This is a genomic window from Shewanella sp. ALD9 (assembly GCF_002836315.1).
Lineage (GTDB): Bacteria > Pseudomonadota > Gammaproteobacteria > Enterobacterales > Shewanellaceae > Shewanella.
In genome coordinates this window covers 287,346-301,589 of sequence record NZ_PJCD01000003.1, presented here as the reverse complement: position 1 = coordinate 301,589, position 14,244 = coordinate 287,346, and the positions used below count along the sequence as shown (strand labels likewise).

12 protein-coding genes are annotated in these 14,244 nt (G+C 43.6%); 9 read left to right on the top strand and 3 right to left on the bottom strand.

The window, feature by feature from the left end:
* The first annotated feature begins 32 nt into the window (after positions 1–32).
* From CXF88_RS08940 to CXF88_RS08910, 7 genes are all read left to right on the top strand, one after another.
* On the top strand, positions 33–1,202 hold the full coding sequence (locus tag CXF88_RS08940) for an isovaleryl-CoA dehydrogenase (RefSeq protein WP_101086546.1): 1,170 nt from the start codon (positions 33–35) through the stop codon (positions 1,200–1,202).
* 92 nt (positions 1,203–1,294) lie between these two features.
* Positions 1,295–2,902, top strand: a complete 1,608-nt coding sequence (locus CXF88_RS08935) for a carboxyl transferase domain-containing protein (protein WP_059744381.1) — start codon at positions 1,295–1,297, stop codon at positions 2,900–2,902.
* A 37-nt stretch (positions 2,903–2,939) separates the two neighbouring features.
* Positions 2,940–3,755: an enoyl-CoA hydratase-related protein gene (locus CXF88_RS08930; RefSeq protein WP_101086545.1), complete on the top strand. Its 816-nt coding sequence runs from the start codon at positions 2,940–2,942 to the stop codon at positions 3,753–3,755.
* Positions 3,755–5,785 (top strand): acetyl/propionyl/methylcrotonyl-CoA carboxylase subunit alpha, encoded by a 2,031-nt coding sequence (locus tag CXF88_RS08925; RefSeq protein ID WP_101086544.1) that lies wholly within the window; start codon positions 3,755–3,757, stop codon positions 5,783–5,785. Before CXF88_RS08930 ends, CXF88_RS08925 begins: the two co-directional genes overlap by 1 nt.
* Positions 5,786–6,676 carry a hydroxymethylglutaryl-CoA lyase gene (locus tag CXF88_RS08920; protein WP_101086543.1) on the top strand — a complete coding sequence of 297 codons (891 nt, stop codon included), beginning with the start codon at positions 5,786–5,788 and terminating at the stop codon, positions 6,674–6,676.
* An 82-nt stretch (positions 6,677–6,758) separates the two neighbouring features.
* Positions 6,759–7,463, top strand: a complete 705-nt coding sequence (locus CXF88_RS08915) for a CoA transferase subunit A (protein ID WP_101086542.1) — start codon at positions 6,759–6,761, stop codon at positions 7,461–7,463.
* 13 nt (positions 7,464–7,476) lie between these two features.
* The gene (locus tag CXF88_RS08910) at positions 7,477–8,133 is read left to right on the top strand and encodes a 3-oxoacid CoA-transferase subunit B (RefSeq protein ID WP_101086541.1); all 657 of its coding nucleotides are present in this window, start codon (positions 7,477–7,479) and stop codon (positions 8,131–8,133) included.
* Between the two features lie 139 nt (positions 8,134–8,272).
* On the opposite strand, the gene CXF88_RS08905 is transcribed toward CXF88_RS08910, so the two are convergent.
* Complete coding sequence (locus tag CXF88_RS08905) at positions 8,273–9,154, bottom strand: universal stress protein (protein WP_101086540.1); 882 nt, start codon at positions 9,152–9,154, stop codon at positions 8,273–8,275.
* Between the two features lie 375 nt (positions 9,155–9,529).
* Here CXF88_RS08905 and CXF88_RS08900 point away from each other — a divergent pair, with 375 nt between their 5' ends.
* On the top strand, positions 9,530–10,720 hold the full coding sequence (locus CXF88_RS08900; RefSeq protein ID WP_101086539.1) for a cation:proton antiporter: 1,191 nt from the start codon (positions 9,530–9,532) through the stop codon (positions 10,718–10,720).
* A gap of 48 nt (positions 10,721–10,768) precedes the next feature.
* Here CXF88_RS08900 and CXF88_RS08895 read toward each other — a convergent pair whose 3' ends face one another.
* Positions 10,769–11,275, bottom strand: coding sequence for a TlpA disulfide reductase family protein (locus tag CXF88_RS08895; protein ID WP_242445126.1), 507 nt, complete (start codon positions 11,273–11,275; stop codon positions 10,769–10,771).
* A gap of 384 nt (positions 11,276–11,659) precedes the next feature.
* Here CXF88_RS08895 and CXF88_RS08890 point away from each other — a divergent pair, with 384 nt between their 5' ends.
* Positions 11,660–13,450 carry an acyl-CoA dehydrogenase C-terminal domain-containing protein gene (locus CXF88_RS08890; RefSeq protein WP_101086538.1) on the top strand — a complete coding sequence of 597 codons (1,791 nt, stop codon included), beginning with the start codon at positions 11,660–11,662 and terminating at the stop codon, positions 13,448–13,450.
* A gap of 74 nt (positions 13,451–13,524) precedes the next feature.
* Here the strand turns inward: CXF88_RS08890 and CXF88_RS08885 are convergent, their stop codons facing one another.
* Positions 13,525–14,103 (bottom strand): thymidine kinase, encoded by a 579-nt coding sequence (locus CXF88_RS08885; protein ID WP_101086537.1) that lies wholly within the window; start codon positions 14,101–14,103, stop codon positions 13,525–13,527.
* Positions 14,104–14,244 lie beyond the last annotated feature (141 nt).

Genomic DNA, 14,244 nt, shown 5'->3' with positions numbered 1-14,244 from the left:
ACGATAATAAAAATTCAACAGGACACATGCAAATGAGCGATTTATATACCAGCTTAAACTTCGGTTTAGGTGAAGATGTTGACATGTTACGCGACGCCGTTCGCGGTTTTGCCGCCAACGAAATTGCACCTATGGCCGCCCAAGTCGATATCGACAATGAGTTCCCTAATCAATTATGGCCAGTACTTGGTGATATGGGGCTATTAGGCGTAACCGTTGATGAGCAATATGGCGGCGCTAACATGGGCTACCTTGCGCACGTGGTGGCAATGGAAGAAATTTCCCGTGCTTCAGCATCTATAGGGTTAAGTTATGGCGCCCACTCAAACTTATGTGTGAACCAAATTAATCGTAATGGTAATGACGCTCAAAAAGCCAAATACTTACCTAAACTCGTCAGTGGCGAGCACATTGGTGCACTTGCCATGAGCGAACCCAATGCCGGTTCAGATGTAGTGTCAATGAAACTGCATGCTCGCAAAGAAGGTGACCGCTACATCCTTAACGGCAATAAAATGTGGATCACTAACGGTCCAGATGCCCACACCTATGTTATTTACGCCAAGACTGACCTAGAAAAAGGCGCACATGGTATTACCGCATTTATCGTTGAACGAGGATCTAAAGGGTTTAGCCAAGCCCAAAAACTCGACAAGTTAGGTATGCGCGGTTCAAACACCTGTGAATTGGTATTTGAAGACTGTGAAGTGCCAGAAGAAAACATCTTAGGCGGCCTCAATAATGGCGTAAAAGTGCTTATGAGCGGCCTTGATTACGAACGAGTAGTGTTGTCTGGTGGCCCATTAGGCATTATGTCTGCTTGCATGGACATCGTAGTGCCATACATTCATGAGCGTGAACAATTTGGCAAATCGATTGGTCAATTCCAATTGGTACAAGGTAAATTAGCCGATATGTACACGGGTATGAATGCTGCACGCGCTTATGTTTACAGTGTGGCTAAATCATGTGACCGCGGTGAAACTACCCGTAAAGACGCCGCTGGTGCGATTTTATACAGCGCTGAGCTTGCCACTAAAATGGCCTTAGATGCCATTCAATTACTGGGCGGCAATGGCTATGTCAACGAGTACGCAACAGGTCGTTTATTACGTGATGCTAAGCTTTACGAAATTGGTGCAGGCACCTCTGAAATTCGCCGCATGTTAATTGGTCGCGAATTGTTTAACGAGTCAAAATAACCAGTTTTTGCAGTACGAAGGCGACATATCAAGCGTGCTATGTCGCCTTAATCAAGCCCCCCCTTATTTTTTGCTTCATTAAGGATATAGAAATGACGCAACTGAGCAGCCGTATCAATCCTCGCAGTGACGAATTTAAAGCCAAGTCAGACAGCATGGCGTTATTGGTCGATGATCTTCAACAAAAACTAAAAAAAATCGAACAAGGCGGCGGCCCTGTTGCCTTAGAACGCCATTTATCTCGTGGTAAGTTATTGCCGCGCCAGCGCGTTGAAAAGCTGCTCGATCCAGGTTCACCTTTCTTAGAAATATCGCAATTTGCCGCTTACGAAGTCTATGACGAAGAAGTCCCAGCGGCAGGCGTTATTGCTGGTATCGGTCGTGTCAGTGGTATTGAGTGCATGATTATCGCCAACGATGCCACGGTCAAAGGCGGCACTTACTACCCGATTACCGTTAAAAAGCATTTACGCGCGCAAGACATCGCCAGCCGTTGTCACTTACCGTGCATCTACTTAGTCGATTCTGGTGGCGCGAATTTACCTCGCCAAGATGAAGTATTTCCAGATCGCGATCATTTCGGCAGAATTTTTTATAACCAAGCACAAATGTCAGCCAAAGGTATTCCGCAAATTGCTGTCGTCATGGGCTTGTGTACCGCAGGCGGTGCTTATGTTCCTGCAATGGCCGATGAGTCTATTATTGTTAAAGATCAAGGCACCATCTTTTTAGCCGGGCCTCCATTAGTGAAAGCGGCTACCGGTGAAGAAGTCAGCGCAGAAGAGCTTGGCGGCGCAGAAGTTCATACTAAAATATCGGGTGTTGCCGATCATTTAGCGCAAAATGACGACCACGCGCTTGAACTCGCTCGCCGTGCAGTACTGCGACTTAATCATCAAAAAGAAATCAAAAGCTTATTAAGTCCAGTCAAACCACCACAATTCGATATCCATGAATTGTACGGCATTGTTGGTACTGATCTTAAAAAGCCGTTTGATGTAAAAGAAGTCATTGCCCGTGTGGTTGATGACTCTGACTTTGACGAATTTAAAGCTAACTATGGTGCAACCCTAGTGTGTGGTTTTGCCCGTATTCATGGTTATCCTGTCGGTATTGTAGCCAATAATGGCATTTTATTTTCTGAATCGGCGCAAAAAGGCGCTCACTTCATTGAACTGTGTTGCCAACGTAAAATTCCGCTGTTATTCCTGCAAAATATTACCGGCTTTATGGTGGGTAAAAAGTACGAACACGAAGGCATTGCTAAACATGGTGCCAAAATGGTGACCGCAGTGTCTTGCGCTAACGTGCCTAAATTTACCGTGATTATCGGTGGCAGTTATGGCGCGGGTAACTACGGCATGTGTGGTCGCGCATTTGAACCGACCATGATGTGGATGTGGCCAAACGCCCGTATTTCGGTAATGGGTGGCGAACAAGCTGCTGGTGTATTAGCCACAGTGCGCCGCGATGGTTTAGCGCGTAAAGGCGTTGAATGGTCGGCAGAAGACGAGCAAGCCTTCCGTAAACCAATTGTTGAACAATACGAAAAAGAAGGTCATCCGTATCATGCCAGTGCCCGACTTTGGGATGATGGCATTATTGATCCGGCACAAACGCGTGATGTGGTCGGCTTAGCCTTATCGGCAGCATTAAATGCTCCTATTGAAGATACCCGCTTTGGGGTGTTCCGCATGTAATTGTGCGGTTAATTCAGCTAATAAGGAGTAATAAATAATGTTATCAAACCAATATAAGTTCATTGAATGCCGTCTAGACAAAGGGGTGGCAGAGCTCATTTTAAACCGCGTTGAAGTGCATAATGCCTTTGAGGAAGTGATGATTAGCGAGATGATCCAGGCTATCGAAAGCTTTGCCAGTAACAATCAATGCAATATGTTGATTTTGCGTGCTAATGGTAAAAACTTCAGTGCTGGCGCCGACCTCAATTGGATGCGCAAACAAGCAAAAATGGACTTTGAACAAAATCTGACTGATGCCCATGAGCTTGCCAAGCTGATGCACGTGTTAGACAAGTTTCCAAAACCCACTATTGCCTTAGTACAAGGCGCGGCCTTTGGTGGCGCTTTAGGACTAATTTGTTGTTGCGATATTGCCATTGCCAACACCCGTTCAAGCTTTTGCTTAAGCGAAGTCAAGCTGGGGCTTATCCCTGCTGTGATAAGTCCGTATGTGGTTCGTGCTATGGGTAATCGCCAATCGCGTCGCTTTATGCTTACCGCTGAACGCTTTAGTGCTGATGTTGCCTTAACCCATCAAGTCATTCATGAAGTTAACGACGACTTAGATGCAGCGGCGGTCCCTTTTATCACCGCATTTAATGCCAACAGTCCTCAGGGCATGGCATGGGCAAAAAATCTCGTATCGCATTTAGAAAACGGCGTGATTGACGACGCTACGCTCAATTTTACCAGCGAGCAAATTGCTCGGATTCGTGTATCAGATGAAGGTCAAGAAGGCCTTAATGCTTTCTTTGAAAAACGTACGCCAACATGGCAAACCGCTAAATCTGATCCACAAGGAGCCCAATAATGTTTACCAAATTACTGATTGCTAACCGTGGTGAAATTGCTTGCCGTATTATTAAAACGGCTCAAACCATGGGTGTTCGCACCATAGCCCTATATTCTGATGCTGACAAAGATGCCCGCCATGTAGCTATGGCAGATGAATCGTTTTATCTAGGTGGCAGCGCCCCAGCGGACTCATATTTAAAAGCTGATTTAATTATCGAGATAGCTAAAAAATCGGGCGCGGAAGCCATTCACCCTGGTTATGGTTTTTTGTCTGAAAATGCTGAGTTTGCTCGTAAATGTGAGCAAAATGGTATCGCCTTTATCGGCCCTGGCAGTGATGCTATCGATTCGATGGGCAGCAAAAGTGCCGCCAAAAAAATCATGTCAAAAGCCAATGTGCCCTTAGTGCCGGGTTATCATGGCGACGATCAAACGGATGCCACGTTAATAGCAGAAGCCAAAGCTGTTGGCTTCCCGTTACTGATTAAAGCGGCCTATGGTGGTGGCGGTAAAGGGATGCGTATTGTAGAACACGAAGGCGAAATCCTTGAAGCGGTTAAATCAGCACGCCGTGAAGCCAGCTCGTCATTTGGCAATGACAAACTGTTAATGGAACGCTACTTACGTCAACCACGTCATGTTGAAGTACAAGTATTTGCCGACACTCATGGCAATGCGATTTATTTATCGGATCGTGACTGCTCTATTCAACGTCGCCATCAAAAAGTGGTTGAAGAAGCACCTGCTCCAGGTTTGTCAGACGAACTACGAGCTCAGATGGGGAACGCAGCCGTTGCAGCCGCCAAAGCCATTGATTATGTTGGTGCGGGTACCGTTGAATTTTTACTGGATACTGATAACAGCTTCTACTTCATGGAAATGAATACCCGTTTGCAAGTAGAGCATCCGGTTACCGAAATGGTCACAGGCCAAGACTTAGTAAAATGGCAGCTAGTTGTCGCCAGTGGTGGTGAATTACCGCTGCGCCAAGATGAAGTGCGTATTCATGGTCACTCATTTGAAGTGCGAATTTACGCTGAAGATCCGCAAAACGAATTTTTACCTGCCAGCGGTAAGCTCAATTTTTTACGTGAACCAGAACAAAATCGTCACGTGCGAATAGATTCTGGTATCCGTGAAAACGATGTCATCAGTAACTTTTATGACCCGATGATCGCCAAACTGATTGTATGGGATGAGTCGCGCCCTCGCGCACTACAACGTTTAGTGCATGCACTTGAGTCATACCAAATCAGCGGCCTTAAACATAATATCGAGTTTTTAGCCAATATTGCTGAACATCCAGCCTTTGCTGCTGCCGATTTCTGTACTGACTTTATTGAGCGCTATGGCGACACCTTAATTGGAGATGCCGCTATTGAAGCAGATACTGCGTTAGCACTAGCAGGACTTTTTCAGGTGTTGTCACGTAAGCAAGCGGCAAAAGATCTGGCCATTAACAGTGCTGACCCGTATTCACCTTGGGGCCTAGTGAGCGGCTTTAGACTCAACAGTTCAAGCGTGCATCGTGTGTCGTTATTAACTGACGTATCCGCCGAAGTGCAACAGCATGACTTGTTGCTTACCGCCGTTGGCGAGCAATATCAATTGTGTTTACACGACCAAGTGTTGACGTTAGCGGGTGAGCTGAAAGCTGACTTACTCTTAGCCGAAATTAATGGCCATAAGAGCAAAATTCCTGTTAGCCATCAAGGCGATGACTTTACGCTATTTTTACCATCTGGCAGTTATCACTTTAAAGCCATATTGGCTCAAGTCATTGAGGAAGTCGTGAACCATGCAGATAAGCTTAAAGCACCAATGAATGGCACTGTTGTGACTCATTTAGTGGAAGTGGGCGAACAAGTCAAAGCGGGCCAAGGCTTATTAGTGATGGAAGCCATGAAAATGGAATACACCATCGAAGCGCCGTTTGATGGCGTGGTGAGTGAGTTTTATTTCCAAAGCGGTGAGCTTGTCAGTGACGGTGCACAACTATTAAACGTTGAACCATTAGCCTCTGAAGCTAACATCGAGGAAGCGTAAATGTTACCGACTAAAGTGAGCATTTTTGAAGTCGGCGCGCGTGACGGGTTACAAAACGAAGTGCCGGTGACCACTGCAGACAAACTCACGTTAATCGAACAACTTGCCGATGCAGGTGTTAAGCGCATTGAAGCAGGCAGCTTTGTGTCACCTAAGTGGGTGCCACAAATGGCCGACTCCGATGCTGTATTGCAGCAACTCAAACGACAAGCTGGTGTGGTTTACAGTGCATTAACCCCTAACCTAAAAGGCTTTGAACTAGCGTTAGCGGCTGGCGCTGATGAAGTGGCTATTTTTGGCGCCGCATCAGAAAGTTTTAGTCAAAAAAACATTAATTGCTCTATTGATGAGTCAATCGAGCGCTTTATTCCGTTGATGGAAGCCGCCAAAAAACACAATATCCCAGTGCGCGGCTACGTGTCTTGTGTGCTGGGTTGTCCGTACGAGGGCGACATTGCAGTGAGTGAAGTCGCGAGAGTATCTGAGATCCTTTATAAAATGGGCTGTTACGAAATCTCATTAGGCGACACCATCGGTGTTGGCACTCCCAATAAAGCGCGAAAAATGGTTGAAGCTGTCGCCAAAGTGGTTCCGGTTGATAAGTTAGCCTTGCATTTTCATGACACATACGGTCAAGCATTAGCCAATATTATGGCCTGTCTCGACACTGGTGTCAGCGTGTTTGATGCATCAGTCGCCGGTCTTGGTGGTTGTCCATATGCGAAAGGCGCTTCGGGCAATCTCGCCACTGAAGATCTGGTCTACATGCTCCATGGCATGGGAATTGATACCGGTATTGACTTAGCTAAGCTGGCATTCGCTGGCGACAACATTAGCCGCGCATTAGGCCGAAGTAATGGGTCTAAAGTGGCAAATGCAATCAGAACATAATCACATATACTAACAACCTGACTATGGTTAGCGCAGCATGGCACTAACTGTTGATATAAATATAACAAATAAGGACAACAAGATGGCAGGATTCAATAAAGTCGTCCACAGCTATGAAGAAGCACTAGCAGGACTGAGTGACGACATGACCATTATGGTCGGCGGGTTTGGTTTGTGTGGTATTCCTGAAGGCTTAATAAACCACATGGTTAAATTGGGTGTGAAAGGCTTAACCGCTATTTCAAACAACGCTGGTGTTGATGATTTTGGTTTAGGCTTGTTACTTAAACAACATCAAATTTCAACCATGATAGCCTCTTATGTTGGCGAAAATGCCACCTTTGAACAACAAATGTTGTCTTGTGAGCTTAATGTGATACTCACGCCACAAGGCACATTGGCTGAAAAAATTCGTGCTGGTGGTGCGGGTATTCCGGCATTTTTCACCGCAACAGGTTACGGCACACCGATTGCTGACGGTAAAGAAACCCGTGAAATTAAAGGTCGTCACTACGTATTAGAAGAATCATTGACGGCAGACTTTGCCTTAATTCGAGCCTGGAAAGCCGACACTATGGGCAATTTGGTATTTCGAAAAACCGCCGCTAACTTCAATCCAATGATGGCCACCGCAGGTAAAATTACTGTGGTTGAGGCTGAAGAAATTGTTGAACCTGGTGAGTTAGATCCAGACCACATTCATACACCAGGTATTTATGTTGATCGCGTTATCAAAGCCAGCTTTGAGAAACGTATCGAACAACGTACCGTCAAAGCTGCGAAATAAGGGAGACAACACCATGGCACTGACCAGAGAACAACTCGCCCAGCGCGTAGCAAAAGAATTACAAGACGGTTTTTACGTTAATTTAGGTATTGGTATCCCTACTCTTGTGGCTAACTATATTCCACAAGGCATGCAAGTGATGCTGCAATCTGAAAACGGTCTACTCGGCATGGGCGAGTTTCCAACCGAAGAAACCATAGACGCTGATCTCATCAACGCCGGCAAACAAACAGTTACCGCAGTTGCTGGGGCGTCATTCTTTTCATCGGCAGAGAGCTTTGCGATGATACGTGGCGGCCACGTAGACCTAACCGTATTAGGCGCTTTCGAAGTTGATGTTAACGGCTCTATCGCCTCATGGATGATCCCAGGCAAGCTGATTAAAGGCATGGGCGGCGCAATGGATTTAGTCGCTGGCGCTGATAATATTATTGTCACCATGATGCATGCAGACAAATACGGCAATTCAAAGTTATTGTCAAAATGCGAACTGCCATTAACGGGCTATGGTTGCATTAAACGTGTAATGACAGATTTGGCCTTTATGGAAATTAAAGAGGGTGCATTCCATTTACTTGAACGAGCCCCTGGCGTGTCTGTTGAAGAAATCGTCACAAAAACAGCTGGTAAGTTAGTGGTACCAGACCATGTGCCAGAAATGACTTTTTAATTAATCTTAAATGGTTAATATAACAAAGCCCGCCACTCTGGATATACTCAGTAATGCGGGCTTTTTTGTATTTTTTAAAATGACAACTAACTAAAAATACCTAACGGTTCGTTGATGTGACCGTTAATTTGCAGAAAAACTACCAGGTTAAAGGCGCAAGCAATTGATCATCTGCTGGAATAATCAATACGTTACTGCGCATTCGCTCTAAAACCAACTCAGCAGTATTACCTATAATCCGTCCTAATAATCCTTCTCGTTGCCGAGCACCAATCACAAAATATTCACTCTTCAATCTGCAGGCTAGCTCAAACAAGCACAGCTCAGGCTCACCAGCAATAATGTGGATACATTCGGGATCCATATTAAATTGAGCAATCTGTTTTTGATGATCTTTATATGCCTTTTTAACAAGAGCATGGGTATCAATCAAATCCATATCTCGTAATATTTTGGGTACCCTAAGCACAAACGCTAAATGTAATTTGGTCCCTGTAGCTTCTGCAAGTTGCTTACCATATGCCACTACAACGCTATTGAGCTGTTGTTTAATAGGATCATGAGTAGCAAGATCGACAGCCATCAACGTTGCGTTGCCTTTAGTGAGTGGATTACTGGTTAATAATAATAACGGAATACGAGTATGGCGTATCAACTGCCAGTCAGTGGATAAATAATGGTCTGCATGATGTACAGCCTTCACCATAAGGTCAAATCCATGACGAATAGAATGATGACAGGCATGTTCAAATAAATATTTGCTCCACACCATGTGTACCGGAATATCTTCACCTTTAAGATCCACGAGATGCTGCTTTAATTCAGCTTCTCGTTGATCCATTAACTGCTTTTGAGCAACGCTGACTAAACGAGGGTTATAACTTTCAGGACCACTAAAATAAGCATAAGAATAAGCAAAAACTTCCGCATTTTTGTTCAATTGCTTAGCTAACAGCAAACCGCTCGCTATCGCATCGGTGTGTGCTTGTTCCATTTGCGCGATAATAAACACCTTATCCATTTCCTTCTCCTTAAGTCTGCCAATTTTTTGATGTACAGCTACTGAAATAGTGATGTCCTGATTAGATGTGCTATATAACAATCTTCATTGCTGGTGGCTTAAACTAAAAATCCCATCAGCTGAGCTTTATAGGCAAATGTCACCGTTAAAAACAGTCGTCCAAATAACCAACTCACCTAGCTCAAATAGTAAATAATTGAAAGTTCCAACTAAATATTTTTTCCGTTAAAACACAGTAAATCATGTCTTATTTGCTATCATTAGTTTAGTCAATAGAGTACGTTTGTGTTTAATAATTAATCAGTAAGTTGATCATAATCAACTTTCTGAGATCAAATCGAATCAAGGGATGTAGCGCAAACTAAGGCAGACAAAATGACAATAGATAGTTTTGTAATGTCATTATTCTTTATTCTAGTGGTAGGTAGAATACTCGGTGAACTGAGCGACCAACTTGGGTGTCCAAGCGTGGTGGGTGAAGTTATTGCAGGGATATTACTGGGGCCATCAATTCTCAACTGGGTAGAACCTAATAGCACATTAGCTATTATCGCAGAACTTGGGGTTATCCTATTACTTTTCGATATTGGGTGCGAAACCTCAATAAAACGGCTCGTCAATGCAGGAGGTCAAGCCGTTCGGGTCGCATTATTAGGGATTGCTTTACCCATATTAACAACAGGACTTGCCAGTCTTTATTGGTTGTCCCTAGCACCTTTTACAGCCTTATTTTTTGGTTGCGCCCTCACCGCCACCAGCATTGGTATATCAATGCGCGTGTTAACACTATACAAACAGACCCAAAGTTCAGCTGGACATATTATTCTTGGAGCCGCGGTAATTGATGATATTGTCGGAGTGATACTGCTTAGTTTGTTGTTTCATTTTGCTTCCTCAGGTGAATTGGCATTAAGCTCAACACTGATGCTGTTTATCACGATAACCAGTTTTATCGTTTTCAGCCCCCCACTTGTTAGAGCTATCATTTATTTTACCCGCTGGTTACGTCCCAAAACGAATATCCCGGGTTATGAAGTGTTTGTGGTAATGTCACTGATTAGCATGTTTGCATGGCTGGCACACTGGTTTGGCACACCAGCAATATTAGGTGGGTTTGCAGTTGGCATGGGTATATCGCGGCAGTTTACTTCGCCATTAAATAAATTTTTGAAAAATCCCTTTCCTTACACTTATAAACTAGAACTGTCCTCTCGCCCGCTGGTGCAAATATTCAGCCCGATATTTTTTGTTTATGTCGGAGTTAGCCTCGATCTCAGCCAGTTAGATTCAAGTTTTACAGGTTTAGTCATTCTAGGATGGTTAGCGTTTATTGCTGTATTAAGTAAGTTCGTGGCAGGTTTAATAGCAGGTCAGAACTGGCAAGAAAAATGTATCATTGGTGCCGCTATGGTACCTCGTGGAGAGGTTGGGCTAGTTTTCGCGGAAATGGGCCGTCAACTTGGGGTGATACCAGCTAAAGAGTTTGCAATATTAGTTATGATTATCGCCCTAACGACCCTAATAGGGCCGCTTATTTTGAAATATACGTTAAGTAAGCAGCATTAACCGCTTAAGTCATTTCGACTGAAATATCAGTACTGAGTAACATAATGATCAGTCTACTAAAAACTGCAGCGCTTTCTCTAAATTAGGATCGTCAGGATTAGATGTATTTGTCACCCACGCAATATGACCAGTGCGGTCAATAAATACTGTTGTCGGTGTGCCTCTTACGCCATACAACTTAGCAACCTCATCCCCTAAAACCAACGTTTTCATCTTTACACCTCGATCTAGCAAGCTTTGTCCGGGAGTTGCGCCGACATCTTCTTTAAAACTAATACCAATCATTTGTAAGTCTGTATGTTGATATTTAAGTCGCAGCTTTTCTAAGCCGGGTTGAAGTTTTTTACAATATGGACACCATGTAGCCCAAAAATGCAAAATGACTGGTTTTCCCGCGTAGTCATGTAGATTAAATGGCTGACCATCAGCATGAGTTAACTCAAAGTTAGGAGCAACGGATTCTTCCATCTTCGACGCCGCATCAGCTATGTGTAACGGCATGAAAGACAAAAAGAACAATGCCAATATACTTATTCCAAACCAAACTAATTTCATCACTAGCCCCTTTTTGATGGCGTATTCTTTTGATAGATAATTTTGATAGATAATTTTGGATAGATAATTTTTGTAGATAACTCATAGACCGGACAAAAACGATTCTGTATTCGTTTGCAGAGCAAAAAAAATGGTTCATCAGTACTGAACTTTCTATAGGTGATTACGGTATTAATAAAGAGGCTAACAATACGCATATTTCAGAGTAAATAAATCGGTACATTAAACGTATAAAATTAAGTTTACGTTTACGTAAAAATAATACTGAGTTTTTACTCGAAATTGGGTATGGTTAGATAAATCAACTATCTGATTGGACCAGTAACTAACTACATTTTGTTGCCGAGACCCAACTAAAATACAACATAACCAAGGAATGATCTTATGCCAATTTACCAAGCTCCTCTTCGCGATTATCAATTCATTCTATCTGAACTGCTTAATGTCTATCAACAAACTGATTTACGTGGTTTTGATGAGTTAGATGCTGAGCTAACTGATGCGATTTTACAAGGTGTTGCCGATTTCAGCACTGACATCATGTTGCCACTCAATGCCAGTGGAGACTTAGAAGGTTGTAAACTGGTTGATGGTAAGGTCATTACCCCTACAGGGTTCAAGCAAGCTTATAAACAATACGTACAAGATGGTTGGGCAACATTAACTTGCGATCCTGAATTTGGTGGCCAAGGTTTACCCGAAGTTATCGGTACATTTGCAACCGAAATGAAAACAGCCACTAATATGGCGTTTGCCATGTATCCAGGCTTAACCCATGGCGCTTATTCAGCGATTCACGTTCACGGCAGCGATGCTCTAAAGCAAAAATATTTAGCCAAACTGGTCAGTGGTGAATGGACCGGCACCATGAACTTAACAGAGTCTCATGCGGGTACAGATTTAGCCTTACTGCGCACTAAAGCGGTTCCTGCTGGTGATGAACTGTTTGCTATTAGCGGTGAGAAAATTTTCATTTCGTCTGGCGATCACGACTTAGCCGACAACATCATTCATTTAGTATTAGCGCGTTTACCAGATGCACCGGACGGTGTTAAAGGTATTTCATTATTTGCTGTACCTAAGTTTTTAGTGAATGCCGATGGTAGCTTAGGCGAAGCTAACAAGCTTAGCGCAACAGGTCTTGAGCATAAAATGGGCATTCATGGTAACTCAACATGTGTGATGCATTTTGACGGCGCAATAGGTGAGCTTGTTGGTGCAGCACATCAAGGTCTAAAAGCCATGTTTACCATGATGAACCAAGCACGTTTAGGTGTTGGTATTCAAGGTTTAGGCGTATCAGATATTGCTTATCAAAATGCTCTCGTTTATGCCAAAGAGCGTATTCAAGGCCGTGCATTAAGTGGTGTTAAGCAGCCAGAGCAAGCTGCAGACTCATTATTAGTCCATGGCGACGTGCGTCGTATGTTGTTATCACAAAAGTCGTTCAACGAAGGTACACGTGCGCTAATGGGTCAACAAGCACTGTGGCTTGACCAAGTAGAACGTCATACCGATCCAGAAAAAGCCAAACAAGCTAATGCACTTGCTGCGTTATTTACACCGATTGTTAAAGGCTTTGTCACCGACCAAGGCTTTAAAGCTTGTGTCGATGCCCAGCAAGTCTATGGCGGCCATGGTTATATTAACGAATGGGGTATGGAGCAGTTTGTGCGTGATATCCGTATTGCAATGATTTACGAAGGCACAAATGGGGTACAAGCACTCGATTTAGTCGGCCGTAAATTACTTGCTGACAAAGGTGCAGCATTAACTTTGTGGTCAGGTATGGTGAAGGAATTAATTCAGCAAAACGCGGCTAATGACGCAATGAAACCTTATCTTGCAGGCTTAATGGATGCCGCTGGCGATCTTGAAAAAGCCACCGGTTTTATTGTGCAGTCAGCCAGTAAGAATCCTGATCTTATTGGTGCAGCGTCAATGGCCTATATGCAGTTGTTTGGAATTACCGCACTAGCATGGATGTGGACTCGCGTTGCAGCAACGTCATTAGCCGCATTAGAAGCGGGTACTGAAGAGACGGGTTTTTACCAAGCTAAACTTAAAACCGCACAATTCTTTATGAGCTATTGGGGCAGCCAAACCCGCAGCTTACGCAAACAAATTGAATCGAGTAGTGCAGATATTGTCGATTTCGCAGAAGCCGATTTTTAATAAATAGTGACACACAAAAAAGCCGCATCAATTAACTTGAAGCGGCTTTTTTATTCAGTTAAGTTGGGTTTGACTTAATCCCACAAAAACTCACGAAAATGCTTTCGACAAACCGACTCGTAACTTTCATTACCGCCAATGGCAACCTGCTCGCCTTCACGCATCGGTTTACCGTCATGATCAAGACGCACGACCATGTTAGCTTTACGGCCACAATGGCAGATAGTTTTAAGCTCAACCAATTTGTCAGCCCAGGCTAATAAATATTGGCTGCCTGGAAATAGTTCGCCTTGAAAATCATTGCGAAGACCATAGCACAATACTGGAATATCAAGATTATCAACAACATGAGTAATCTGTCTAACTTGTTCTTTACTTAAAAACTGACTTTCATCAATCAATACGCAATGAATTTTTTGCTCATCATTCGACGTCGAAATTAACTCAATTAAATTATCAGTGCTACCGAACACCTGCGCTTCGGTTTCGATGCCGATACGTGATGACACTTTGCCGACACCATAACGATTGTCTATCGATGCCGTCATCACTAAAGTGTGCATACCGCGCTCACGATAATTATAAGATGACTGCAGTAATGATGTTGATTTACCGGCATTCATCGCCGAATAATAAAAGTACAGTTGCGCCAAAATGAAGCGTCCTAATGTTTAGCTAGTGAATGTCGTTCATATTACCTTTTCCAACATCGTAATAACAAATAAAAATGCCGTATTCATAACGAATACGGCATTTTTATTACAGCTTAAATTGGACATTTACCTACATACAGT